The organism is Paenibacillus phytorum (genome assembly GCF_013141715.1).
GTDB lineage: Bacteria > Bacillota > Bacilli > Paenibacillales > NBRC-103111 > Paenibacillus_E > Paenibacillus_E phytorum.
Genome location: NZ_WHOA01000205.1, coordinates 39,040 through 65,218 on the forward strand (window position 1 = coordinate 39,040; position 26,179 = coordinate 65,218).

A 26,179-nucleotide genomic window follows, 5' to 3' on the forward strand; every position below is an offset into this window, starting at 1 on the left:
ATACCTCCTTCTTGTGATAAATGTAGTATAATCTACAAAAGGTGACAGCAGTATATCACCATTCTTAAATAAAGTAGAGAAATATGAGGGAGACATATGGACAAGGTTGAGAGACTTATTTCTATCATCATGATATTGCTGAAAAAAAATGTCGTTTCAACAACAGAGTTCGCGCAATTATTTAACGTTTCCAAAAGAACTATTCTTCGCGATATGGAAACACTGAGCTTATCAAACATCCCGATCTATTCTATCAATGGCGTTCATGGTGGCTACGGTATTATGGATGAATACAAGGTTGATAAGCGTCTTTTAAGCAGCTCCGACTTAGTTAATATACTAACTGCGCTCGGCGGATTGGAACAAATTCTAATTAGCGAAGAAGTTGACATTACGATAAAAAAAATAGAGGCGATGGTTAGCCCATTGTCTCTGAAAAGTTCAATTCAACTGTCATTTTATGGTTGGGAGGGTCGGTCTGAGATTCTTCACACCTTGAAGACGTGTCAAGAATCCATATTAAAGAGAAGGTTAGTTTCATTTGATTATATAGATAAAAATGGCACCACGACGAATAGAATTGTCGAGCCATATCAGCTTCATTTTAGTGATTCGAGTTGGTATTTGAAGGGATTCTGTTTACATCGTCAGAGATATAGAACATTTAAATTATCCAGGATCGATCATCTTATTATGGATGAAAACACATTTAACCCTAGAAATTATTTATTGGAACAAGAACATGAAGCAAGTTATCAACCGCAACTAGTCGCTATTAAGGCGTTGATTTCGCCTAGCATAAAAGGTCAATTCATTGAAAGGTACGGTCGAAAGAGTATTGAAAACTATAGTTCTGAATATTTCTTAGCCACCATCTATGTTCCTCAAAACAGTATTGGCTTTCAATTTTTAGCGAGCTTCGGGACAAATCTGGAAATAGTAGAGCCGAAAATCTATGTTGAAGAATTTCGAGATTATTTGAATAAAATGGTGGAGAAGTATATTTCAAAAGGCTCCCATTAACATCAAAATGTTGGCGGGAGCCTTGAACCTAACAAGAATGAGTAACAGGCAATTTGCTTGAAGGATTTGTAATAAGACTGGTATAGAAGCACTTACATGAAATTAAACCGCCTAGTTCTTTAATCTGCACAACTTCCTGCGAATCCACCAAAGTAACTGTCTAGTAGAATCTCAAAGATTCACCGCGTTTTCTGTAACGACAAGTTTTGAAGAAAGACCCTCTTGCACACTAAGGATGGTCTTTTCTTTGAATCAAAATGTAACTAACTCCGAACTATCGTTCTGCGTTAGCGTAATGACCTGACCTGTCATCTATGTTACGGTTCACCGTAATGTATCTAAACACAAAGTAAAGTTTTACCATAAGATTTACATTAGTATATAAAGACATAACTACTCCTAACAATGGAGTGGTTTCCTAATAGAACTTTTCTTTTATTGACCTATTTCAAGAATTGATCATTATCACCATCTGCATCAATGTCATTCTACCAAAGATTCGGGGCCCTTTTCACGTTTTTAGAGAGTCGTACTTTCGAAATTCAGGCTTATTTATCGTGTCCTGTGTTTTCATTCTATGGTGGCATCTTTTACCTATGTCAGGGTTTGAGTTAATTATAATTAATCTTTCCCTATATTGTGGATGATCTTAATGTTATGATTCTGTTGCTGTAAAAATAAATCGTAACGAGGTGAGGACAAATGAAAACAAAAAAATATACGTCTTATCCTCATGTTGCTTTTTAGTTATTCTTTTACGAATACATTAGGCTCTGAGGGTAGGATTCACTCTCAGGGCTTTTATATTTAGGCAGAAGGAACGTTTAAGCTTTCTTGCCGGTCTATGACAGCCACTTACGGAGTGGCTGTTATTTTTTTAGGACAAAAGGTTGGTCAAGGCAACAATAGTGGTTTTATTTTGAAATTGGTTAGGATTTAATCGTTTGGGGGACTATGTATTGAACTTGAATTACTTAGGATGGAATTCATTTTTCGCGGAAAATTTCAAACAGTGCCGGTTTATGTTTGAGCAGGCTCATACCTGGAGATTAGGGGTCGATCCATTTCGTAGTTACCTTGTTCCAAAGGATAAGGGGCCCCCTTCTTGAGATATCGTTTCAACTTCGGCATCGTTTCCCGTTATTCACCGCTTTCCAAATATGAAAGGATGATGCTTTATTAAAAGACTCGCTCAATATTTTCGCTCATTACAATCCGGACAGTCATCTTACAGTATGATTTATGAAGGTTCATACTATGATCAAGGGGGGACGATATCTGACCCAACCTATTGGTATAACGATGTTGCCTATTACATTGAACGGACACATAAACTCACACTGGATAAACCATGTATCACCATAAAAATACCTTTTGACCGTCTCGGCTTAGATGAAAATGTGGATCAAGTTGTTCTCTCAGATTTTGCATTAAGAGAATGGGTTGATCATATTGAGGCATTAAATAAATTGATTTATAACCGGTCACGTTCTGATAAAGAAAATGGTGCTTTTTATTGTTTTCGTCCAACCAATGTGGTGTTGCAACGTAATGCATCCTTTGTCGAAGCCATCTCGGAAAAATGGTATCTATGCTTAATGATTACAGTTCAACTTCCATTCAAGAATAATGATAAAGCTATGCGCATGCTCTGCAAAATGCTTCCAAAAGAAGTGGAGGATTTAATTGCCAAGTTTGATCTCATTAAGTTAAATGCTGCCTATGAATTGGTAAAAAAGCAAAATATGATTCGCGAATGGCTGAAATCCAGTGACTATTGTGCGTTTATTGCGAATGGCAGCATTTTGCCAAGAAATAAAGACAACAGCGGGCCACTGGAGGGTGCCTTGCCTTTTATATCCCCGGAAGATATTGAAGTTGAAATTTGTGGTTTGCGAGGAATGGGAATAAAACATGGTGTGACGGTCATCACCGGCGGTGGTTATTCGGGTAAAAGCACAGTGCTGGATGCACTAAATTCGGGGATTTACAATCACAGCATAGGCGACGGACGAGAATTTGTGATTACAGATCAAAGTGCAATGGAAATATCTGCAGAGGAAGGCCGTTCCATAAAAAATATCAATATTACGCCTTTCATAAAATGGATACCCAATAGTTCAGCTGAACAGTTTTCGACTCACTACGCCTCCGGTTCCACATCTCAAGCCGCAAATATTATGGAGGCAATCAACATCGGGTGTAAGCTTCTTCTTATTGATGAAGACAGAAGTGCGACGAATTTTATGATTCAAGACATCAAAATGCGTTCATTAATCAAGCATGAACCCATTACACCTTTTACGGAACGTGTCAGGGAGCTTTATGAGGCTGCTCACGTATCTTCCGTTCTTGTTATTGGAGGTAGCGGTGAATTTTTATCCGTTGCCGATCAAATCATCCTGATGGACAATTTTGTGCCAAAAAACGTAACCCAGGAAGCAAAAAATTTATGTGAACACGACAAACCACGCGAGCGTATCCCCCTTACAAAATGGGAGATAGAAAGAAAAATAACCACCGATCACTTTTCGAGCTATCCACAGGGCAGTGGTACAGAAAAGCTGATGGTTTCAACCATGGGATACATCATGATAGGTTTGATATCAGAGGGCTTTACAATATCACATCACACGCCCAGCTTGCAGCTATTGCCTTTTTAATTCGAAAAATGGCTATAAGTAATCAGGATCGCCTCATCTTTCTTCATGAAAAGATTAAAAAAGCTCTCGAAGATATGGAGAGAGAAGGCGTCGACATTGTATTTTCTTCCTTTTTTCCTGGTTTCGAAAGATGGCTTGAATTACCAAGAATTAATGAAGTATTATCTGTCATAAACCGAATGAAACATTTGAATTTTATTCAGCTTGAGCCCTCTGAACACCTCTAATTACGACATAAATATACGTTTATCCAATTAGGAGACGGGTTGAAGTGGAGGATAGCTGTAGGATAGACTCTGCGCTAACCTAAACAAAGGCCCCGTTTAAGAAAATAAAGAATTAGACTGCAATGAAGTATTTGCCCGAACGGCTTATACCTATGGGCTGAATCAATTCCGACATGAACCACCGTAAACGTAATAGTATACTCTTACCCTATTGCCATATCGTCCCCTCTGCAATGACAAAAAGGCTCGCAGGTTAATCTTTTGTAAAAATGGTAACTTCCTCATAAATTTGGCGTTTAATTTATTAAACAATACTCTATGAGGTGAAACCATAATGAAGAAGTTCGGTCTCCTAAAACTCGCTGCTCTCACAACCACCGCCGCACTGTTGCTAACCGATCAGCTTACGTCAGCCGCTTACGCTGCCGGCAATTCCGTGAAAGTCAGCCTCCCCACTTTCCCTGTACAAATAAACGGGGGAGTCGTCGATCCGTCCAAAGCCCAATACCCACCTATCGTCTACAAGGACATTACTTATTTGCCATTAACCTGGGATTATACCCGCTCTTTATCTTTGGAGTATACGTGGAGCGACTCGCAAGGGCTTCATGTTTACGCGCAAGGAAATCGCTATCAGGAACCGCCTGCTGCCGATAAGAACAGCAGCAACAGGAAATCGACGTATACAGCGGAACTCGTGACGTATCCCGTCTTTGTGAACGACAAACCGATCGACAATCAAGCGGAGGAATATCCTCTGCTAAGTTTTCGGGATATTACATACTTTCCGATGACCTGGCATTTCATGCATGACGAATTCTACATGAATTTATTCTGGAGCCCTAAAGACGGATTCGCCGTCGTAGGTCCGCAGCGTCACTACCTATCTTCCTTTGTCAACGACTCCGCCGATTACCTGTATCTTAACTCTGGCTCACAAATGTTCAAAATCAGGAAATCATTAACCGAACAGCCATCACTTTTGACGGAAGAGGAGAATCAGAAGGTTTCCTCCCTGCCGCCAAGAGCAGATGCCGAACCGCTACCTAAAGCGGAATTCGCTTCCCCGGACTCTGCGATAATCGAACGGAAGGAGAAAACATTCTATTACAGAGGACAAGAGCTGCTCTCGTTGATGCCTATGCCGCAGGACGGTACATCTTCTTCAACGGGATTCATGGAACGTTCTTACGCAGGCTTAGAGTATAAGGAAGCATGGCTTGATCTTGGATCAGGAAGAAATATCCTATCGGTAGTAGAGACGGACACCAATAATCAGATTTTTCCGGACTTTTCTACCTATTACCGTTATTTCTTCGTGGATGGCAATGTACGACCCGTACCCGTGAATGGGTTCACCCATTGGCCCATCTCCAGTGTACAACAAAATCCAAACGGAACTTGGTGGTTGACGAGCAGACCTATTACAGGGGACTACATCACCGGTCGAAATGGTTTTATCACCGGGGAGCTCAGTCTGCTCCAGCCAAACGGTCAATCCGTTTCCGTTAACCGTCAACTGAAGATAGACGAGATTGAAGTACTTTCCCATAAGGAGGACGGCACACTCATCTTTCGCGCTTATACCCGTACATTGGAGAAGGATAATCCAGCCTTTGGCATCTATAAGATCGACACCTCAGGAAAGCTTGCCAAGCTGGACGATTTGTTCGGTCAAGCCTACGTAAGCAGCGATGGCGACCTTTGGGCAACGGACCGCTACATCAACCTGATTGTTAACATCTCTAAAAACTTGAGCAAATTGTGGTTGGACTATGAGTTTCCGTTCCCCGACCACAGTTAAGCTCATCCCTGTTTCCCTATTTTTTTCTGCGAGTCGATCTTAAAGTGATCTTGTACAGGGGATGACATTGAGCGAAAATTATCGGAATACGGCCAGAGTTCTCTGGAGAGAGCTAATCAAGGAACGTTAGTTCATCAAAGCAGCGTCAGTCTAGGACTTTATTTTCTTGTCTAGACTGCCGCTGTGTTCTACTTCTTGAGGCTGTCTAACACTTATGAAGTACGTCAGTTAGATAGATTCGATCTGTTGTATCACCAACGTATTTACACTTTAGCAGGCATTGAGTATAGTCCTGATCACTGCGGAACATCTTTATAGCTTTCCCCAAAATTTTATTGGTGGTCCTACATTTCGCTATGCTGAGACTAAGCTCGCCAATATCCAGTTCATCTCTGAATTGGTGAGACGGCTAGAGGGGACCGGAGTCAGCGCCTACTGCTTTGATCCTGGTCTTGTTTCCACGAACTTCAATCAGAACAACGGACTTTTAGCCCGTATGACTATGGCCGTGATGAAAATGTTCTCCCGCAGTCCGGAGAAAGGTGCCGAAACTTTGGTGTGGTTAGCAGATTCGGACGAAATGACTGGTCATAATGGTTTTTACTACACCGACATGCAAACAACAATTCCGTCTGTTCCCGCTCAGAACCTGGACACCACTAAACGATTATGGATGGTAAGCGAAGAACAAATCGGAATTCAAAGTCTAAATATCCATACAACAATTCTGCCGTTAGCGGAGAAGGTCGGGTTAACGTCCGTAGATCTTCCTCATTTTCATGGCGGAAACGAGGTATAAAATAAGGACTACACTAAAAAGGTTCCAAATACTTGGTATCGACGCGACAGATAAATAGAGACCGTAAGGCAACGACCAAGCAAATACAATGTACATTAAGATTCGATTTCTCAAAAATGAAGTTAGGATGCCTAAAAATGCAGGGAAAATCAACATTATAAGAATGATTAAAACCGTATCAATACCTGCTAGCGTCCTTGAATACGGGTTCCAAAACAAAAAAAATACACACAGAATTATGCATCCCACGCACGCAACCACACCTAAGAGGGAATATTTCCGTTTCAATGAAAGACCTCCTTCGTATTGCCATTATTAAATTTAATTGTCTCTTACAGAAGGTATTGACACTGACACTAGTGGAAGGGATTAAACTGGGAACGAACGCAATATTCAAAAAAAGGTGGGAGACGGGAATGAGAAAAGTTTTATTCGTAAAGGCAAATAATCGTCCAGTAGAACAAGCAGTAAGTGTTAAATTGTATGAAGCTTTTTTGAAAAGTTATGTGGATTCCCATCCTGAAGATCAGGTGACTGAGCTTGATTTATTTCAAGCGCACTTGCCTTACTTGGATGCTACTATGATTAATGGTGCATTCAAATTCAGTCAGGGCATGCCTCTCACTCCGGAGGAAAAGCAGGTAACAGATATTGCAACCAAATATCTGGACCAATTTTTGGCCTCAGACAAGATCGTCATCGGTTTTCCGCTTTGGAATCTTGGCGTTCCTGCAGTCTTGCATACGTATATCGATTATTTGAATCGTGCTGGAACAACCTTTAAATATACACCGGAAGGCCCCGTCGGATTGGTAACAGGAAAACAGGTGGCGTTATTAAATGCTCGCGGAGGTTACTATTCTGAGGGAGAGGCAGCTTCATCAGAAATGGCGGTCAATTTTGTAGTAAGGAATTTACATTTATTCGGTATTCGAGAAATAACGAAGGTTATTGCTGAAGGCCATAACAAATCTCCGAAATTGAGGGAAAAAATAATAGAAGACGCCATTCAACTGGCTGTTGAAACGGCGAAAACTTTTTAAAATGACCGTCAACTTCTGGGTGAACTGGTGCCTGCCCTGCAAAATTCTGCCCGTTAGCTGAGAAATATAGGCCCTTTCGCTTCAGCTTAGCACTTTCACGGGGCCCCGATGCTAAAAACACGTTGAGTAAGAACGGATGTTTCCACCTTTTGCGACAAGGCTTCGTTTTTCCCGTCGATGCTGTAGCGGATAGTCCATGGAAGCTTTACGCGTACCCTATACTCACCGAATGGGACCGGCTTGCCGTCCGAGTCTTTCCCGTCCCAGTCAAAATCTATCTCTGCGCTCAACATTTTCGTTTTAAAATCGTAAGATAGTGTGGGCAACGTGCCCCTCCAAACGGTCTCTATCGCAGGGTCATAGATGGAACCCGTTATTCGCGATACCTCAATTATAATGTTTTCTTCCTGAGCTATTGTAATCGGATCATCGCTTGCATTGGCCAATGCAAAACGGAGGGGAACCGGTTTTCCAAACGAGACAATCCCCCTAGAAAAATCGGTATCTCGGTACCAATCAAGCCCGATTGATGGGGCTAATGGAAATCCTCTAGTTCCGGTAGATGCCGGATCATACTGAACGGAGCTCCATGTGCCGGAAATCGAATGATTTGCGACAACAGCCGGAGGTTCATACATTTCCGGGTCGGCAGCGGGGTCGCTTGCATAGATCCAAACGTCGCCAAGCCAACTGCTATGAATATGATGCCAACCGCTCCCGCTCTCGAATGCCGACACAACCTGCGGGGCAAGTGTTCCCAGTACTTTGGCCTCGCGGTTGGGAAACTCGTAAATTGGGGTATTTCCCTTTAACTCGATAGTTTCATTTCGTGTCTGCACATCTTTCGGCAGGGAATACGACGGATTGATCCATTGCTCTCCCAACCACGTTTGGATATGGAACCAATCCCGATTGATTCGTTCGAAGGCGATCACTGACTGTGGTGCACTCAAATACCCGGTGACCTTCGCGTTCGCCTCTGGAGCGTCAAATATTGGCGTGGTCGCGTTCAAGCTAATGTCTTCATTCATCGGAATGTAGTAAGGAACAAGCTTGTACTTCGGTTTGATCCATTTGTACCCGAGCCATGTCTGGATTCGGTAATACCCGTGATAAGTACCCATAGATTTCAACGGCTGCGGAGAAATCGTATTCGGTGTTTTCCCTTGTTCGGATGATTCATCGTATATAAACTCTTCTCCTGATGTTTGAATCCATTCGAAAAAATCTTCGGGATATTCGGGATGTTTCGGTCTGATCCAAGACTCCCCTTGTTCGGAAGTAATTTTGTACCAAATCAATGGCTCGGATTCATTTATGAATCGCTCGTACCATCCCGGTTCCGCATCTAGCACACTCACTACTGAGAAAGATGAAGTTCCAATCTGCTTTCCATTCGGGGCATCGAACATTGCGGTTTGCTTCTCCGTCAGAATGAGTAAGCCCGGCAATTTTTTCTCTTTCAGATCATGTTGGGCGGCTATGGCCGTTGCGGAATGAAGCTGCGAAAAAACGATCGACGTAAAAACCAAGCAAATTAACGCAAACTGCTTCAACAGCTATCCCTCCAATAAAAAAATATATACCTAATATTACCATATTTCCCTACCCGTAGGTGAGTAAAAAGGCTGCCGGTCACATAGGCAGTCTTTTCGACTACAGATCTAATCGTATAATTTGTAGCATGAAAAAACTAAACAACCTTAGTCCGGTTCAATACCGAACTAAGGCTTTTAATATCTACTCGGTTATCACTTCTTTGGTTGCAAGCAATTCAATGATTAAGATGACGTTGCGAATGATATGATAAGGATCCTTTACAGGCAACGCGACGACTTGATTGATCGGTTTGCCGCTTCGCGAACGAATTTGAATCCACTCTCCAACGCTGCGATCCGGATTGGGGAATGTCTTGAACGAATAATCGTGAAGCCTGTTGTACTGAGCCAATAACTCCGTATCTCCCGTCAACTTATAGAGGAGCATTGTTGAATAAAGCGCTTCGGAATGAGGCCACCACAATTTGGAATCCCAATTCTGTTCTATTTGTTTTACCATGGAGGTATGTGCAATACCTTCCTTGTTCCCTCTCGGAGGACCTCCCTCCCTGTCGACAAACAGGAAGATTCCTCCGAATTCATGGTCCCATCCCAGCTCGAGCATTTTGGCGGTCGTTCTTGCTGCCTTGCTGATATAAGAATTCCGATTCAGCTTTAATGCCGCATGAACCACAAACCACATATCCTCTACCGTATGCCCCGGGTTGCAATAGCGGCCGAGCAGCGAGTCCACACGCTTATTGTCGGTACCAATCATCTCATTAAGCACGAAATCTTCATCCATGAAATGGTTACAAATCTCATCCATGTACGATAGCATGTTGTTCTTTAACTCTTCGGTCTGCACACCCAGCACTTCTTCTTCTGCCTCATACAGCTCTTGAGTAACATTCAAAAGAATCATGGGAATGCTATGTGATTTATAACCAAGAGGAATGGGGTAAGGTTCCGTGACATAACTGCCTTCTTGAATTCTGCCAATCACCGAACGGTACAACTGCCGGGCAAAATGCAGGTTGTTCCTATCCCCGGATACGGCTGCGTATTTGGCAAGACCGGCGATGACAAAGCAATCGGCGAAAATACTGGAATCATACCGATTGCTTGCTGCGGCCAGCTTCGGATTTCCCCTTTTATCCATCAGAAAGGTGCAGCTCCCATTCTCAAGCAGGCAATGCTTCATGAGAAATTCGGCTCCATGCTCAGCAAGCTTCAAGAAATGGCAGCGTTCCTCTTGATCAAAAATATCCGTGTCCATCGAAGCTAATTTGGCATAAATCCATACAAATCTGCCTTGTGACCATGTGAATTTGTCCGTACTGACCAGGTGGGTTCCGCTATTGTCATAAGCGTTAAAGTATCCGCCATCCTCCCAATCCACTGAGCGCAACCAGAAGGGAAGCAGCGTATTCTTCAAATGATCGGTATAGAAATGAAAAAGTTCATGATCATTAAGCGGAATACTCATCGTTATTCTCCTTTAGTTAGTGCCGAGAGTTGCCGAGACTGCATTAGCATCAGCGACTAGGATTTGGACAATGGAATCGGCAATCCTGTCATTCTGATCATGGGATGTTACTTGCTTAATAAAATCATCCAAATGTTTTGCAGCTTGTTTCGAGTCTCCTTTGTCCATGAAATGGCGCACTTGCCTAAGCGTATTAAGCAGCACCTGGCTTTTACCATTTCCGATAGTTCCCGATTGGATGTAATGGTTAACTTCATTCTCCAAGGAGTCAATTGTAGCGGTTACCGTTACCGTAACGCGATTGCTTACCAGCGTTGACCCTCCGACATTCACCTGAGCCCATACCTCGGCTGTACCGGGATTACTTGCAATGAACTTCCCATTCTCTATCGCGATAACGCTTGGATTACTACTGGCATAAACTGGGTTGCGTTTTTCCAAATGAGTAATGGATCGCCCTTGCGGTAGCAGCGCTTTTATCATCGGTTCCGCACTCTGGTTTCGGATTAAACTGTTGGAAGACAGTGTCAACTCGGCACCTGTTGGCTGAAGGATAAGATTCGGAATGGTAAGCTTGAGCAATTCTGCTCCTTCCGCTAAGTAGAAGTTTCCGAACGCATCCTGCGAAATCCAATTCCGAATACCAACATTTCGAATCACTTTTTTCACTTTGGTCTGAGCGTTTATAACGAAAAATTGATTAGCCTGCACCCCATATACATTACCGTCTGTACCTACTTCGAACTGTGCATCTCTCCAAACTGCGCTACTGTAGTTCCGCGACATCAGCTCCTGGGTATGAATGATTTGCCGAGTAGTTGGATTGAAAATAAACAGGTAACCTTCCGCAGAACCCCAGATCATCCCATCTGGGCCAACGATCAGTTCCGTAATTCCTTTTTTACCTGGGACCGGTACGATCTCAAATACTTTTTGCTTCGCCTTCACATCCCAAATGAATAATTTCGCCTCTGTTTCCGTTGGATCTGCGCCAAGACCTCCATAGATGTTGGAGCCTCCATAAATCAAGCCGTCTTTATACGTGACAGCCGTTACGCTTTGCTGATTCACGATATTCCAGTAAACTTCTCGCTGGTCCGTTTTTATATCATAAATAGCAAGCGCTCCGCCTAAATATCCGTATTTCGGAACCGTGCCGATCGCTAATTTTCCATCATCAATCATGATACCCGCAAGTCCGCGGTCTTGATGCCCCACATCGGAGGCTGTAAATAGCTCTCTTGGATTCGGAGAAACCGGGTCAAGACGATTCCATGGTTTAGCGGGATCAAATTCATATACGACCATATTCGTATAATTCACATAGTAGATTTTATCGTTATAATGATAAATTCGGTCCGTCTGCGAGCCTGGCAGCTTCTGTCCGTCACCCATCGTTTCGTTCGTAAATTCCTGAGTCATCCCTGTAAATGGATTGTAGATCGAATTGCCTCCCGACAAATACCCGCTCGTATGAACCATCCCGTCAGCCGATACTTCTACGGTCTGCAGCTCTGTGGGCTCGCCTGCGATCTCGAATAAAATGCTTTTACTTTTGCCAGTTGCCGGATTGTACTTGAACAGCTTGCCATATCTGGATACTCCAATAAGCGTATCACCGGGATATTCCGGGTCGTCTAGCTGCGTGAATCCAAAGCCGTTCATATCGCCTTGCGCGTCCACGCCAAGCATGACATATTGTTTAGAAACCGTATCGTAATACCCCAGCTGGGAATCGGATGTAAAATAGATTTTATTGTCGGAAGGCGCTTTAGGAGAAACATGCCTGGAAGTTACATTGCCTTCTATCTCATCAAACTGCATGGTATTCAGATCCATAGCAATCGTTAAGCCTGGAGAAAACCTCATAAACAGTTTATCTCCCGATACCGTCATATCGTAGATGAATTGACTGGACTGGTAACGCTCGGGAAGCGGAATTTCCGTTTTCAACTTCGTATCCCGGTCATATTTGATCAAATGAGCATGGGCACCGATTCCATAGTAAGTATCATTACGCTTCTCATCATAGGCGACGGAATAAGAATAGGATTCACCCGTCATAATAGGGCCCAGATTTGTATTCACTTTGGTGTTGGTATTGAATTCAAAGCCTTCGCTTTTATTGTAGGTCCCGCCAATCAGGGTGCCGTCTGGACCGTTTTTCATATCGAACACTTGCGAGCCTGAAACCTTGCTTACAAATTCAACCTTGCTTGCACCTGGCACATATTTAAACAGATTGCTGGGGGTTCCTGCCATGTATACAGTACCGTCAGGCTGAACACTTAAACCGCGAACGTAGGTACATGAATAATTGGTTCCGTTTACAGTGTCTTCAATTGGAATCGCAGCAATGAGCTTTTCAGATTTCACATCAATGACGAGCAGCTTGGCCGGGATTCCCACCATAGTGGAATAAGCAACCGGGTTTCCTGCGGCATCCTTACCGAGAGCAGCCCGATGGGTGTTAACGGTATGCACTTGTGATCCGAGATTGGTTAAATTGAATGGAACATTGTCCGAGGGAACTTCTTGCTTAACGGAAAAATACAAATCGTCCACTAACGCTGCTCCTTTGGTCGCTGAGGTTGTATATACCAATATCCTTGCATAGGCCGCATCGGCTGGTGCAGGCGCTTCGAGATTCACGCTCTTCCATATCAGTGTGGGAGATAATGCTGCAAGGGCGGGCTTTGCAATGAATCCTGAAATCGGATTGTCCGTGGCTTTCTTGTAGAATCTTACTGCCGTATAGATGGTACCGCTTACTTGATTTGCTTTCATGTCCAGCTTATACGCCTGATTCGGCGTCACCTCGATCAAATCGCTGTAAACAACGATTGCTGCAGTCGTGTTGTCGTCTGTTACCGTGAGGCTGTAGGCGCCCGATGAGCTTGTTTCGTCGGTTGTCTCTGCTGCAATTCCGGGTTTTGGCGAGTTGTCCGCTCCTCGGTACAAAGTCCATCCGGGAATCATATCGCCTTCTTCCGCCAATTGCTCGAAACCAGGATTGGCAAGCAGGTTCGGCGGAGCTTGCTCGGCATTAACATGCCCGGTCAGTGGTGCCCATCCGGTGATTGCTAGACAGATCGCCAGAATCGGGCAAAGCACATTCTTCCAAATCCTTGTTCTCCTCTTTATCATCGTACTCATGTCCTTACCTCCAACGTTTATTAGTTAATCCGGTTGGTTACCGGTATCACCCTTTAATGGAGCCGAGCAGCATACCTTTGACAAAGTACTTTTGCAGGAACGGATAAATGATAAGAATCGGCAGTGTAGCTACTACGACGGTAGCCATCTTGATCGTCTCAGGCGGCAACACTTGCAGATCTTGAACATTGAGGCCCAACTCCTGGCTGACGCTTGGTGTCACGATCATGTTGCGCAGAACAACCTGTATCGGCATTAGCGATGGATCCGTTACATACATGATCCCTCCGAAGTAAGCATTCCAGTGATTGACGCCATAAAATAATCCTAATGTAGCGACTATGGGCATCGATAATGGAAGAACGATCCTCCCTAATACCTGGAGGTCAGAGCAGCCGTCGACTTTAGCCGCTTCCTCCACTTCGGCTGGCAAATTCTCGAAGTACGACTTCATGATCAGCATGTTAAAAGAAGAAACAAGACCGGGGATGATCAACGCCCAAATGGAGTTTAACAATCCTGTAGCACTAACGACGAGGTATAGAGGAATCAACCCTCCCGAGAATAACATCGTGAACACAATACTCACCAGTACCGCATTGCGGCCGGGTAAATATTTTTTGGACAAGGGGTAAGCAAGCAATGAGGTGATCAGCAGATTACAGAACGTTCCTAACGTGGTTACCATGATCGTAATTTTCAGGGCATCGGGAATCCGGTTGCTTTTGAAAATATAGTAGTAAGCATCGAATGTGACATGCTGTGGCCATAAGACGAATCCGCCGTTACGAAGCACTTCTGCAATAGGGGTGACGGACATTACGGCTACATAGTACAGCGGGAACAAAGTCGCGAATCCAAAAATAACCAGGCTCGTATACAGGACTGTGTCTATGATCCGGTCCGTTTTATTTTTCTTCAGAATAAAGGACATCCGTTATCCTCCTTTTTTTCAGCTACCAAATTCCGGATCCGCCGAATTTCTTAGCGAGTTTATTAGCAACAATCACCAGAATGAATCCGACGAAGGATTTAAATAATCCAACCGTAGACGCGGTACTGAAATCCAAATTCTCAATACCCCTCCGGAATACCCAAGTATCGATAATGTCGCCTACTTCATATACGCGTGCGTTCAAGAAAATGTAGGTTTGCTCGAAGCCGGCATCCAGAATATGCCCGATCCTTAGGATGATTAACATGAGGAACACGTCTCTGATTCCAGGCAGGGTAATATGCCACAGTTGACTCCAACGCCCCGCACCGTCCACGACCGCCGCCTCGTATAACTCTTGGTTGATGGTGGCTAGAACAGCCAAATAGATGATGGCTCCGAAGCCTGTGTTCTTCCATATGTCCGTTAATAACAGAATCGGTCTGAACCATTCTTTTTCGGTCAGCAGGTTAATGGATAACCCCCAATGTTCGTTTACCCAAGAGGAGATAAGTCCGGAATCAGGTGCCAGAAATGAGAACGTCAAACCGTAAACGATGATCCAGGAAAGAAAATAGGGCCCGTATGTCACCGTTTGGATGATCCGCTTAAACCATCTAACCCGGATTTCATTTAGGATCAGTGCAAGAAGGAGATCCGGAAGCATATTGAACAAAATTCGGTATACACTCAGCACGAGCGTGTTTTTCAGTAATAACGGAAAGTCTGGGGAACTGAAGACTTCCCGGAAATTCTGCAGTCCGATCCAAGGGCTTTTCCATATGCCTTGCATCATGTTGTAATCTTTAAAGGAAATGATAAGTCCGAGCATAGGAATGTAATGATAAATCAGGTAATAGATTAAGCCAGGGATCATCATCATGTACAGCCAATGATATCGCATGCATGCATGTTTGATACTAAGTGCAACTGACTTGCGTTTTTTCGTGACCGTTAGTGCGTCATCGGCAAGATGTACATTCCTCATCGGAAGTCCCTCCGTTCCCGTTAATACTTAATCACTGCTCCAAGTAAGCTTCCAGGGTCATGTTTGTACTGCTCGTATACTTGCCAAGCATCGGGTAAAGCAACCTGATTAGTAATCAGCCCACTGATTTCGATTCTCTGCTCAGCCAAAAGCCGAATGTATTCCCGTAAATTTCGTTCTTCCGTCCAGCGGACATAGCCTATCGGATAGTCGCAGCCGTCATGTTCATAGGCCTCATCGTACCTACCGGGACCTCCGGCGCGGGATATGAGCACCTGAGCTTCTTTGAGGAACATTTTGCTTCGCGTGAATTCCATGTACATGTCACCGACGATGACGATCTTTCCTCGATCGCGTATCCAATCAAAACTTTCATCGAGGAGGTCCATTTGTTTACCGCCGGCGCAATGTATAACTGTGTCTACCCCACTGTTACTTGAAATCTCTTGTATCTTGCTCTTGATTTCCTCCATACTGCTGCAGATATCGATGTTCCGTATGCTAGATAACGCGTCTCTTCGCTTTTCCAAAATATCGAACGCAATCACCCTGGCACATGCTGCATGGGCAATTCGTGCTATAATTTGCCCCAGAATGCCTAACCCCACGATGACGACGGATTCACCAAACTTTATATTCGCTTGCCTAAGCGCATGAATGGCGATCGCACCAAGCCCTACCGTAGATGCATCCATCAAAGGAACATGTGCGGGGACGGGGACGACTAAATGCTTTGGAACAAGCAAATATTCCGCATGCTTCACATAGGGACCCCCATAGCAAGCAACAGGCTGATTAAGCTCAATGCCCACAACGCCCTCTCCAGTACTAATGGCGATTCCAGCAGCGCTGTAACCCAATGGAGATGGATTTTCCGGCATCCGCTTTAATGCAGTAAGTTCTGTACCCGGACTAATCGTTGAATAAAGTGATTTAACTAGAACGAAATTACTTTTCACTTGCGGCAGAGGCTCATCGGCCACTTTGACATTTCCTCTATGATTGATAATTGCCTTCACAGTAACCAACTCTCCCCGCTCACGTTTTTCAAATGCATATCTAATTTATATCTAAATTATAAGTATCCAGTATTTTACTTGTCAACAACTTTTATTCGAAAAATTAATTTATATCTAATATACAAATAATGAGTTTATGTAATGAAAAAAGGTCCTTTTTTTGAAAGGACCGGGCGGGTATTCATTCACTTTTCGGGTTATTCACTCTGCTTGATCAGTGTTCAGCCCAGTAACAATATTTGTGGAGGTCACTTTCACATCCTGAAGTTTGGACCAATACAGCTTAGCTTGCCGCAGCACGTGAGACAGCTGGACGGAATCCAACTTCAATTCGCTCAGTCGTTTAAAGGTAGGCACGATCTCCCGATAGATGTTATACCGGGAAGGTCTTGTGATGCTCTCCTCGCCCTTCCACTCTGCTGCATTCTTATCCACCGGGATACTTAAGGTGTGTTTCCGCATGATCAGTTGGGCCTGAGGCGATTGTAGAAACTCAACGACTTTGCGCGCGGCTTCTTTTACCTTCGATTTTCTGCTTATCGCCAGCCCAATGATGACCAGCATGGTTTTAGACTCTTTCAGGTATGGCAATGGGGCAATATCGTAAGAAAATGATGCCCCCTTGATTTTGTTGAGACCAAAATAGCTGGTCATAATCATAGATACCTTCCCGTTCAAGAACAGCTCTTCCGCGTCTGCTTCGCTGGCTGAAAGCATGGTCGGAAACACATTGGGCATGTATATAATGTCACGGCACGTCTCCAGACTTTCCATCAGCTTTGCTTCGTCGATTTCATAGTGTCCATGCTGGTTTCGTTCGAAAGCGATACCGCTCTGAAACAGGAAGATCGGCCATCGGTTTTGGGAAAGCAAGTGGAAATAGAATCCGAATCTTTCATTCTCAATAGCCAATTCCTTGGCATGAGCAAGAAGATCGGTCCATGTCCATCCACTGTACGGTTCCGATACATTGATTTCGGCAAAATGTTCCCGATTGTAACACAAAATGACCGGCGAGTATGAAAAGGGCTGGACCAGAAGCTCCCCTTGGTGCATAAACGGCTCAGATAGAAATGGGTACAGCGAAGGATTGAGCTCGTATGGTTCCAACAGGTTATAAGTCTCATTGTCTACAAACTCCATGAAGCTCCGGTCATTCATGCTGAAAACATCCAAAAGATCGGCATCCAAATATTCCTTTATGGAGTTATGGAAATTTTGTGAGGGAATTTCGACGGGCTGTACCTGTATGTGTGGATAAAGCCCGTGAAATTCGGAAATCATTTCCGCCAAAGCCGTCTCATAATTGGTACTCGGATGATAACCAAAGCGAACCAACGTTTTATTCTCGTCAGCGACGGCGGTAACGCGATTGCCGACCTTCGGTATTTTTTCGATTAACCCTTCCTCGACCAACATATCCAGAGCTTTGCGCACCGATTTATTGCTAAGGTGAAATTGTCTCGTTAAATCTAATTCCGAGGGCAAAAATTCATCTACCGCTCGCTTGCCTGAAATAATTTCCTCCCGCAAAATACTGGCCATTTCCTCCAATCTGATTCGGAATGTTTTTCTGCTTACTTTTTCATCCATCATGACAACCATTCACCTCAAAAAACTGCTTAGTTTACATCCGTATACAAAAATATGATTTCCTATTACGGATTGGCCGAAACGTACGTATACGGTTTGCCTAGCGCATCCGATACTTGCTTGGCGTAATTCTCAAATATTTCTTTTCCATGATACTTGTTTATTAATTCCTCACGATATTTCGGCCAATTAGAGGCATCCTTCTCCTCAAACAAGATCTTGGCGTGGTAAGCGTTCATTTTGGCCCGGAATGCCGCTAAATCAAATCCTTGCGGTGGCGTTAAACTCGTTCCCGGAGAAGGGATATATTTATAAGTTCTTACTTTGTCCACGATTTTTCGATCACGGTCGGTTTCGTTCGGATTGATGACGTCCAGTTTCATAACGAAGGGTTCATCAGGCGTAAAGGCACCATAAATTTTCAGGAAATTCCCATTATCAATGATATCTTTCTTGTAGGCGTCAGAAATCAGGGTAATTTTGCTTCCTTCTTTCTTATAGTGTACACCTTCCTGCCCATACTTCGATAGTAGGAAACCTTCCTCTCCAAAGAGCCAATCCATGATTTGTGCTGACCTTTGAATATTCTCCTCCGGTGCTTTGGCGCTGAACAGGAAAGGGATGCCTGGTACCGCTTCTGAACTTACCCCGGCATTAGCCCATGGATGAAACGGCTGCCAATCGGCTGTCTTCACTCCCGTAACATCGATGGTTTTCTTTTGAACACTGTTGGGACTGTTATCGAAGGCGATATCCCGATTGGCAGACCAAATGATCCCAACCTTACCTTGGGCCGCCTTTTCAATGTTTTGTCCGGTTTTGTTCAAATACCAGTCCGGATCCACCACTTTCATCGCCAGCAATTTCTTCGTATCCTCAAGAATGTTCTGGACCTTCATATCGCTTGCTGAATCAATGAATTTATCACCCTCAAGCACAAATCCAGCAGGTCGGCCATACTCATACCAGGCAGGGAAATCTCGCACGAAGTTGGCGCCATTCCCGGCAGCCGAGAGACCATATGTATCGTTCTTACCGTTACCATCCGGATCATTAGATGTAAAAGCCTTCATCACTTCAATCATTTGATTATAGTTTTCAGGTACCTTCAAATTTAACTTATCCAACCAGTCTTTACGAATATAATAGGAAGCGTATTGCGTCCTGGCAAATGGAACCGGAGCCCTAGCGAATGCGCCATGAACTTGGTACTGCTTCAATTCCGTTGGATTCGTCCAATATTTGAAATAGTTGGGCATCACTTGCGGATTCACATATTTACTCATATCCGCTGCAACTTTATCTAGCACATATTGATTTGACTCTCTGCCGCCCATAAAAAACATATCCGGTGACTGACTGGAAGTAATCAACAAATTGACCTTGCTCTGATAATCCGTAGTGAAATTCATATGTTGGAGCTTCAGCTCTACATTAAATTTCTGCTCGATCGTTTTTTTCACGAAGTCTTTATCTACCGAAGGCAACTGCGCGTTGCTATCAGCAACGATAAACCAACTCAATGTGAGTTTCTTGCTAGACGGTGCAGCCGTCCCGGTCTCCACCGGTTTTGTTGATGATTTGTCGTCAGAACATCCGCTAAGAAGGAGTGTAACTGCAAGAGAGCCCAATAAAGCTTTCTTAATACTGATCAAATCCGATCATCCCCTTGTTATAATGTACATCTAACTTACATCTATATGTTATACGCCCTTATGTATCGGTGTCAATACAAATAATTAATTTCCTCTAGTGTATTTATAGAAACATAAAGAGGAGCTGCCATGTGGCTAGCTCCCTCATTCGCTTTACTTTACTTCATAGAAGTCACCCAATCAACATTCGACACAAATATACAAGCATAAGTTTCAGGCAAGGCATAACTTATGCCGAATCATAGCAGCAAGCTTGGCAATTTGTTCATTCGGTAGGGCGCCCGATGCTCACCACACTTGATTATTATACTGGAAAATATTTCACATTTAGTTGTTGATATAGCGTTCGAAGATGTAACCGAAATCCTTGACCTTTAACTCAGAGTGCTTAGTCTTCAACCAATTGTAAGTAGATTCGTTGATTGCATCGAATTGGGCTACAGGGGAAGTAGTTTGAGTTGTGATTCGGCCTGTCGCTTCTTTAGCAATAACTATGCTTTGCTTCGCATAATCAAACAAGTCCTCGTTATGTGCTACCGTCTCGGAAATCTTAATTAAGGCTTTATACAAGTCTTTGATCTGCTCAATTTGCTTCTTGTCCACATCAATCGAGAAGTTGACGTCACCGATAACGAACTTGATCTCGACGTCAAGATCGATAGTTCCTGCAGTTTCCAAATATACCTTGGAAATTGCATTTGTGTGGTAGCTGTAACGTTTCAGCATACGTTTGCTGCTAATAGCACTATCTCCATCAAGGTGGATTAGGGCAAGGTTGGTAAAGCAGTATTCGTCTTTCTTAGACTTAATGATGAAGAAAATCTTCTCGCCATCCTCATGCATGACATAATCATCTGAATCTACCTTGTCGAAATCACTCGGACTAATTACCTTACCGATATCACTTAAACCTAATGCATCTGCCGCAAACTTCTTGAACAATGGAATCATCCTCTCATTTTGGAAATAAGGATAAGTCGGTATCCAACTCGGGGTTTAGAAAAACCGATCCTTAGTGTTACCCTATTATACATTAATGGTAGATTTTACATAAGTAGTAAGGCTCTTATTCTATTTTCAAATTACAAGTCACAATAGGCGGTAGCGTTAAAACTTTCCGGACCGATCCGAATTGGCTGCGTGCTGTTAGAACTTACAAATGCGGAATAAATAAGCTCGTTGTTAGGCGGGGCTGGAACGTTGTAATCGGATCCGCTAACGTTAAAGGGAAAGATAAGCGCTCCATCAGTTCCGATTCCGGGTATGGTTAAGTTGGCGGATTAGACCAATAGATCGGTGAATTGTGTTCCCCTTCCTGCTGATCACCAATTTAATGGAAACTACCTTAGACGAAAAACTTCATTATTATAAACGCGGGATATTAGCTTACAACGAAGACCTTGATGAAACTGCCGGATAAGCATAACATTATTGTATAGAGTGATAGACCACCTACTAATGCAATACTAAAAAGCAGCTTCTTCGCAGAGGCTGCTTTTTAATTTTGTTTTTCGGCTTTCTTTTGCTTAATGACAAGAACTTTATCTCATAAGTAAAAAACTCCGCAATTTAAAGAAGTAGCAACCACCCAAAAATATATAGAAACCTTCAACGAAGTTCATATAATACTACTTCTGATGTACTCTCTGAGATAAGGATACGGACCACCAAAAATATGAGCCATGGTTACGATAAATTTGTGATGTTCCTCCCAAATTTTCGGGGAAATGCCGACGCGATTGGCTAGTAATTGTTGAACCGCTAATTCACTTTCCGAACTCAGTTGGTTTAGCAAGTCATTGTTTTGTCCGACCGTTTTGCTTATTTCCAATAAAGCCTGTGTTTCGACACCTGATGGCCGATAAGCCAGACTCGAAAATTGAATGTCAAACTCCTCCAGCCGTCGTTTTAAGTGAAGAATCTCATCTTGACGTTGTACAGAAGTGTTTGATCTTTTCAATTGAAAAAGCTTCTTAACCTCTTTGGTAACTCTCTTAATAAACATGTCTAATTCCTCCTTTTTTCTCTTGAACGAAAAAAGGAAGCGAGGGAATAGAGTCCTAAAATATAAAGGACACTTTTAATATTTCTATCATTTTCTTTCCACGCTGACGAAGTTAGCTGACGGATTCGGGTTGAAAGCTAACCCTAACACTTAAAAAGTGTACTCACCCCAGAAAACTTGGTTCCCCCGCTTCTTTAATCTAAAGAATTAAGCGTAGTATGATTCATTCTTATTTTATCAATTTACCCCAATACATATTTAGAAACAATAGTAATATTTACTTATATTTTTTATGTCACTGTGAGGGCTTGATCCATTCTTTACACGTAGCAGAATTCAATATTCGACGATTCAAGATTTTCCGCGAAAGATCGAAATTGATCGTTGTAATGCTCTATAATTTGTATCGCGCTTTGATTACCTTGACTCCAAGTACTATGACAGTCTTTGACCACAGTCACTTGATAGCCTAATTCGTTGGCTCGGCGGCAAGTTGCATCAATACACATATCTGTTTGAAGTCCCACCAAAACAATTTTTCTAATCCCGAGCGCTACCAATTCCGTATGGAGATTAGTATCATGGAACGAGTCGGGCGTAAACTTTTGAATGATGGTATCTCCACCAACGGGTGCTACCATAGGGTGTATGTTCCAATCTGGACTATTGGTTACCAAACCTTCATCTTCATTATGTTGGACATATATGACGGGAGTATCACATGCTCTAGCTTTTTTGATAATTCCTCTTATGCGCTCAAGTAAAGCATTGCCGTCGTATACTGGGTATGCTTCCTGAAACATGCCGTTTTGAACATCAATTACCAGCAAGGCAGTATCAATTTTCATTATCAAAACCTCACCCATGATTATAATAGTGTCTTACTCATTATATACGATCACACGTTCTCTTCGCAATTCTTAATCAACTTCTGGTGTTAAACTCTCCTGCCCTTATGATGTTTAACTATCGTTCTTCGCTTATTTCGCATCGACCCATATGTTCAAATCCCCCCCAGTAGTGCAGCACGGATGTCATGTTATTTTATTTCATACCAAATGAGCACTTGATTAACATATCGAAGTAAGCTTACATGACATGTAAATTTTAATTGCTCAATTGCCCAGGATAAGGTAAAACTATACTATTAGACATTTTTAATATAACTGATTGTGAAGGTGGATGAGGTTGTGATTGTTCAAGTGGATAATGAGGTAGTTGCAAGGGAATATGTACATGTCGTTTACGAAACCGTAGTCAAACGTAATCCTTATGAGTATGAGTTCCATCAAGCTGTGAAGGAGATTTTAGAGTCGCTGATCCCGGTTCTCTCAAAGCATCCGAAGTATATGAAATCAGGTATTCTTGAGCGGATCGTGGAACCAGAGCGCTTAATCACTTTCCGCGTGCCATGGGTAGATGACCAAGGGATTACGCAAGTTAATCGTGGTTTTCGTGTTCAATTTAACAGTGCGATTGGGCCGTACAAGGGTGGGTTGCGTTTTCATCCCTCCGTTAATGCGAGCATTATTAAATTTCTTGGATTTGAACAAACTTTCAAAAACTCCCTTACAGGCCAGCCGATCGGCGGCGGTAAAGGCGGTTCCGATTTCGATCCTAAAGGAAAGTCCGATAATGAAATCATGCGCTTTACCCAAAGTTTCATGACAGAGCTCTATAAATATATGGGTCCGGACACCGACGTTCCAGCAGGAGACATTGGCGTTGGCGCACGCGAAATTGGATACATGTTCGGTCAGTACAAGAGAATTCGCGGTGCTCACGAGGCTGGTGTACTGACAGGAAAAGGGATCATCTATGGGGGCAGTTTGGGACGTACCGAAGCGACTGGGTATGGATGTGTTTACTTTGTGAATGAAATGCTGCAATCCAAGGGCCTTAGCTTCGAGGGCAGTACTGTAGTAGTTTCCGGCTCCGGCAACGTGGCCGTATATTCCATGCAAAAGGCGATACAGTTAGGCGCCAAGGTCGTTGCTTGCAGCGACTCCAATGGCTATATCTATGATAAAAAAGGGATCTGCCTAGACACGATTCGACGGTTGAAGGAAGTTGAGAGAAAGAGAATCAGCGAGTATGTAAAGGATCATCCGACCGCAACCTATCATGAAGGTTGTCATGACATATGGTCCGTCCCATGCGACATTGCGCTTCCTAGCGCAACACAGAACGAGATTAATGAGGATGCTGCGAAGATCCTTGTAAGCAACGGAGTAATAGCGGTGGGGGAAGGCGCGAATATGCCATCTACCTTAGAAGCGATTGATGTATTCCTGCAGGCAGGTGTGCTTTTTGGACCGGCCAAGGCAGCGAATGCAGGCGGTGTTGCCGTATCAGCGCTAGAAATGTCTCAAAACAGCATGAGATACTCATGGCAATTCCATGAGGTGGACGATAAGCTCCATGCGATTATGAAAAATATTTACAAAAACGCTGTCCAAGCGGCAGAGGAATACGGGCATCCGGGCAATCTTGTTGTAGGCGCCAATATTGCAGGCTTTACAAAAGTGGCCGACGCCATGATTGCTCAAGGTGTTGTTTAGGGAAAACAGCAATTATCTATAAAAATTCGATTATGACAAGCGTCTTTGCTCCGGTTCATTTCATCGGAATAAAGACGTTTGTTTTTCGATCAAATATTTATTCAAAAAGTCGTTACGAAACTTTCCTTGTGGATCACAATGAAGGAGTAGTTGTCGGAAGTCTGGCAGCTTCTCATAGAGCGGCTTCAACTGAGCGGGCTGCATGGTAAACAGCTTCCCCCAATGAGGACGAGCCCGGAAAGGCGCAAGTTGCTTTTCGATCATCGGCAGCACTTGTTTGACTGCCTCCCAATTCGGTTTCCACGTAAAATGAATAGCGACTGAATCCTGATTGTAATTAGGGCTCATCCACAAATTATCTTTTGCAATGGTACGAACTTCAGAAACATAAAGGTGTGGCGAGATATGCTCCCGTATGCCATTAAGTGCATTCAATGCCTGATAGGCATCTTGTCGCGGCACGAAATACTCGCTTTGCAGCTCCTCTCCAGCACTCGGAGTGAAATCCATGCGAAAGTGCGGCAATCTCTCGTGCCATGGTCCCGCGATGCACATCTGCTCGCTGCAATTCTCTGCTGTATGTCCTGGCACTGGATGCCGCGGTGAAGTTGCTAATTGCGCGTCGAAAAACTCAGGTGCCACCTGATCAGAGACTTGATCAGTCAGTTTCCGCTTTAGCCAGACTTGATTGAAATTCGCATTCTTCCAATCGGTGAATAGACTAACACTATAAGCACTGGAAAAAATATCGTCAAAGTGCTCATTTAGTTGCACTAGAGACAGATTATCGTAAACATGCTGACTCATTTGAAATGTCGGGATCACATCCAGTGTAATTTTAGTGACTACGCCCAATCCTCCAAGTCCAACAATTGAACCTGCGATGTCTTGTTGCTCGCGGGAGAATACAGCCATGTCCCCATTCGCCTGAACGATTTCCATAGAATCAACCACTGTAGCAAGATTGCCATTCCGATCACCAGAACCATGCGTAGCCGTAGCGCATGCACCAGCAACGGTTATGTGCGGCAGCGACGCCAAATTGTGAAGCGCATAGCCATGGTTATGAAGGTGTTCACAAAGCTCTCCATACCGGATTCCGGCTTCAACAGTTACCTTATTTTGTACAGTATCTAATGCTACCACCTGGTTAAGTTTCTGAAGCGAAAGAAAGCTTTCGGTACAATCGGCGATGCTATTAAACGAGTGCCGTGTGCCAAGCACCTTTATTTGCTTACTGCGAGCCACTAATTCCTGTACTTGTTCCACGCTTGTGGGAATATGGAGTTCAGAGGCACTATACCTGTAGTTGCCAGCCCAGTTCCAAATATTTTTCATATCTTCACACTCCTTCGAAAGTATTTATGATTTATTAAAAATTCGATATTGGACTATAAATTCCTTGTAATACTTTCAGGGACCTTTTAATAACATTCGGTTGTCGTCCGGCAAAATCCCGCTATATTTTGTAAAAAGTTATGTGCGTCCAAGAATAGCGTAAGAAATAGGGCTGTCCCAAAAGCCATATGGGAAATTCAGCTCCCAAGTTGAGAATTTCGAAGGCTGAATGCCACTTCCATTGGATTAATCCAATGGAAGTAGGGAATTGACAGCCCAATTCTATTGGAATATTTCCAATAGAATTGCGAATTTCGAAGCATGAGAGTCGATTCCATTGGAAA

General features: G+C 43.4%; 18 protein-coding genes, 1 pseudogene and 1 riboswitch. Of the genes and pseudogenes, 7 read left to right on the top strand and 12 right to left on the bottom strand.

Going from position 1 to position 26,179, the window contains the following annotated elements; all coding sequences use genetic code 11:
* Positions 1–96 precede the first annotated feature (96 nt).
* From GC098_RS29405 to GC098_RS29425, 6 genes and pseudogenes are all read left to right on the top strand, one after another.
* Positions 97–1,023, top strand: a complete 927-nt coding sequence (locus tag GC098_RS29405) for a helix-turn-helix transcriptional regulator (protein WP_171646905.1) — start codon at positions 97–99, stop codon at positions 1,021–1,023.
* Positions 1,024–2,258: 1,235 nt separating this feature from the next.
* On the top strand, positions 2,259–3,686 hold the full coding sequence (locus GC098_RS29410; protein WP_171646907.1) for a P-loop domain-containing protein: 1,428 nt from the start codon (positions 2,259–2,261) through the stop codon (positions 3,684–3,686).
* Complete coding sequence (locus tag GC098_RS41775; protein ID WP_376773978.1) at positions 3,674–3,913, top strand: hypothetical protein; 240 nt, start codon at positions 3,674–3,676, stop codon at positions 3,911–3,913. The genes GC098_RS29410 and GC098_RS41775 overlap by 13 nt, the downstream gene beginning before the upstream one ends.
* Positions 3,914–4,247: 334 nt before the next feature.
* On the top strand, positions 4,248–5,717 hold the full coding sequence (locus GC098_RS29415; protein WP_171646910.1) for a hypothetical protein: 1,470 nt from the start codon (positions 4,248–4,250) through the stop codon (positions 5,715–5,717).
* 295 nt (positions 5,718–6,012) lie between these two features.
* Positions 6,013–6,408: pseudogene (locus tag GC098_RS29420) on the top strand (Rossmann-fold NAD(P)-binding domain-containing protein); the annotation flags it as partial.
* Positions 6,409–6,932: 524 nt separating this feature from the next.
* Positions 6,933–7,559, top strand: a complete 627-nt coding sequence (locus tag GC098_RS29425) for an FMN-dependent NADH-azoreductase (RefSeq protein WP_171646913.1) — start codon at positions 6,933–6,935, stop codon at positions 7,557–7,559.
* 95 nt (positions 7,560–7,654) lie between these two features.
* Here the strand turns inward: GC098_RS29425 and GC098_RS29430 are convergent, their stop codons facing one another.
* The 11 genes from GC098_RS29430 to GC098_RS29480 all read right to left on the bottom strand — a co-directional run bounded on the left by GC098_RS29430 (position 7,655) and on the right by GC098_RS29480 (position 22,784).
* The gene (locus GC098_RS29430) at positions 7,655–9,115 is read right to left on the bottom strand and encodes a flagellar hook assembly protein FlgD (protein WP_171646916.1); all 1,461 of its coding nucleotides are present in this window, start codon (positions 9,113–9,115) and stop codon (positions 7,655–7,657) included.
* Positions 9,116–9,299: 184 nt separating this feature from the next.
* Positions 9,300–10,586, bottom strand: coding sequence for an AGE family epimerase/isomerase (locus GC098_RS29435; protein WP_171646918.1), 1,287 nt, complete (start codon positions 10,584–10,586; stop codon positions 9,300–9,302).
* 12 nt (positions 10,587–10,598) lie between these two features.
* Positions 10,599–13,742: an FIMAH domain-containing protein gene (locus GC098_RS29440; RefSeq protein ID WP_171646921.1), complete on the bottom strand. Its 3,144-nt coding sequence runs from the start codon at positions 13,740–13,742 to the stop codon at positions 10,599–10,601.
* A gap of 46 nt (positions 13,743–13,788) precedes the next feature.
* On the bottom strand, positions 13,789–14,676 hold the full coding sequence (locus GC098_RS29445; RefSeq protein ID WP_171646923.1) for a carbohydrate ABC transporter permease: 888 nt from the start codon (positions 14,674–14,676) through the stop codon (positions 13,789–13,791).
* A gap of 22 nt (positions 14,677–14,698) precedes the next feature.
* Positions 14,699–15,664 (bottom strand): ABC transporter permease, encoded by a 966-nt coding sequence (locus tag GC098_RS29450; RefSeq protein WP_171646924.1) that lies wholly within the window; start codon positions 15,662–15,664, stop codon positions 14,699–14,701.
* A 20-nt stretch (positions 15,665–15,684) separates the two neighbouring features.
* Complete coding sequence (locus tag GC098_RS29455; RefSeq protein ID WP_171646926.1) at positions 15,685–16,683, bottom strand: zinc-dependent alcohol dehydrogenase; 999 nt, start codon at positions 16,681–16,683, stop codon at positions 15,685–15,687.
* Positions 16,684–16,884: 201 nt separating this feature from the next.
* Positions 16,885–18,279, bottom strand: coding sequence for an extracellular solute-binding protein (locus tag GC098_RS29460; RefSeq protein ID WP_246359042.1), 1,395 nt, complete (start codon positions 18,277–18,279; stop codon positions 16,885–16,887).
* A 62-nt stretch (positions 18,280–18,341) separates the two neighbouring features.
* Positions 18,342–19,931, bottom strand: a complete 1,590-nt coding sequence (locus GC098_RS29465) for a type 2 periplasmic-binding domain-containing protein (RefSeq protein WP_171646940.1) — start codon at positions 19,929–19,931, stop codon at positions 18,342–18,344.
* 327 nt (positions 19,932–20,258) lie between these two features.
* Positions 20,259–20,873, bottom strand: coding sequence for a PH domain-containing protein (locus GC098_RS29470; RefSeq protein ID WP_171646948.1), 615 nt, complete (start codon positions 20,871–20,873; stop codon positions 20,259–20,261).
* Between the two features lie 676 nt (positions 20,874–21,549).
* Entirely contained in the window at positions 21,550–21,936 is a 387-nt protein-coding gene (locus GC098_RS29475) for a hypothetical protein (protein WP_171646950.1), read from the bottom strand.
* A gap of 87 nt (positions 21,937–22,023) precedes the next feature.
* Positions 22,024–22,160: riboswitch (cyclic di-AMP (ydaO/yuaA leader) on the bottom strand.
* A 96-nt stretch (positions 22,161–22,256) separates the two neighbouring features.
* Positions 22,257–22,784: a cysteine hydrolase family protein gene (locus GC098_RS29480; protein ID WP_171646951.1), complete on the bottom strand. Its 528-nt coding sequence runs from the start codon at positions 22,782–22,784 to the stop codon at positions 22,257–22,259.
* A gap of 342 nt (positions 22,785–23,126) precedes the next feature.
* Here GC098_RS29480 and gdhA point away from each other — a divergent pair, with 342 nt between their 5' ends.
* Positions 23,127–24,497 (top strand): NADP-specific glutamate dehydrogenase, encoded by a 1,371-nt coding sequence (gene gdhA / locus GC098_RS29485; protein WP_312880418.1) that lies wholly within the window; start codon positions 23,127–23,129, stop codon positions 24,495–24,497.
* A 60-nt stretch (positions 24,498–24,557) separates the two neighbouring features.
* Here the strand turns inward: gdhA and GC098_RS29490 are convergent, their stop codons facing one another.
* Positions 24,558–25,835: an FAD-binding protein gene (locus tag GC098_RS29490; RefSeq protein ID WP_171646953.1), complete on the bottom strand. Its 1,278-nt coding sequence runs from the start codon at positions 25,833–25,835 to the stop codon at positions 24,558–24,560.
* Between the last annotated feature and the right edge of the window lie 344 nt (positions 25,836–26,179).

Bases quoted from the DNA above. Each gene is read 5' to 3' on its own strand.
- GC098_RS29405 (WP_171646905.1), top strand. From the start codon at position 97: ATGGACAAGGTTGAGAGACTTATTTCTATCATCATGATATTGCTGAAA.
- GC098_RS29410 (WP_171646907.1), top strand. From the start codon at position 2,259: ATGATTTATGAAGGTTCATACTATGATCAAGGGGGGACGATATCTGAC.
- GC098_RS29415 (WP_171646910.1), top strand. From the start codon at position 4,248: ATGAAGAAGTTCGGTCTCCTAAAACTCGCTGCTCTCACAACCACCGCC.
- GC098_RS29425 (WP_171646913.1), top strand. From the start codon at position 6,933: ATGAGAAAAGTTTTATTCGTAAAGGCAAATAATCGTCCAGTAGAACAA.
- GC098_RS29435 (WP_171646918.1), bottom strand. From the start codon at position 10,586: ATGAGTATTCCGCTTAATGATCATGAACTTTTTCATTTCTATACCGAT.
- GC098_RS29440 (WP_171646921.1), bottom strand. From the start codon at position 13,742: ATGAGTACGATGATAAAGAGGAGAACAAGGATTTGGAAGAATGTGCTT.
- GC098_RS29445 (WP_171646923.1), bottom strand. From the start codon at position 14,676: ATGTCCTTTATTCTGAAGAAAAATAAAACGGACCGGATCATAGACACA.
- GC098_RS29450 (WP_171646924.1), bottom strand. From the start codon at position 15,664: ATGAGGAATGTACATCTTGCCGATGACGCACTAACGGTCACGAAAAAA.
- GC098_RS29460 (WP_246359042.1), bottom strand. From the start codon at position 18,279: ATGATGGATGAAAAAGTAAGCAGAAAAACATTCCGAATCAGATTGGAG.
- GC098_RS29475 (WP_171646950.1), bottom strand. From the start codon at position 21,936: ATGTTTATTAAGAGAGTTACCAAAGAGGTTAAGAAGCTTTTTCAATTG.
- GC098_RS29480 (WP_171646951.1), bottom strand. From the start codon at position 22,784: ATGAAAATTGATACTGCCTTGCTGGTAATTGATGTTCAAAACGGCATG.
- GC098_RS29490 (WP_171646953.1), bottom strand. From the start codon at position 25,835: ATGAAAAATATTTGGAACTGGGCTGGCAACTACAGGTATAGTGCCTCT.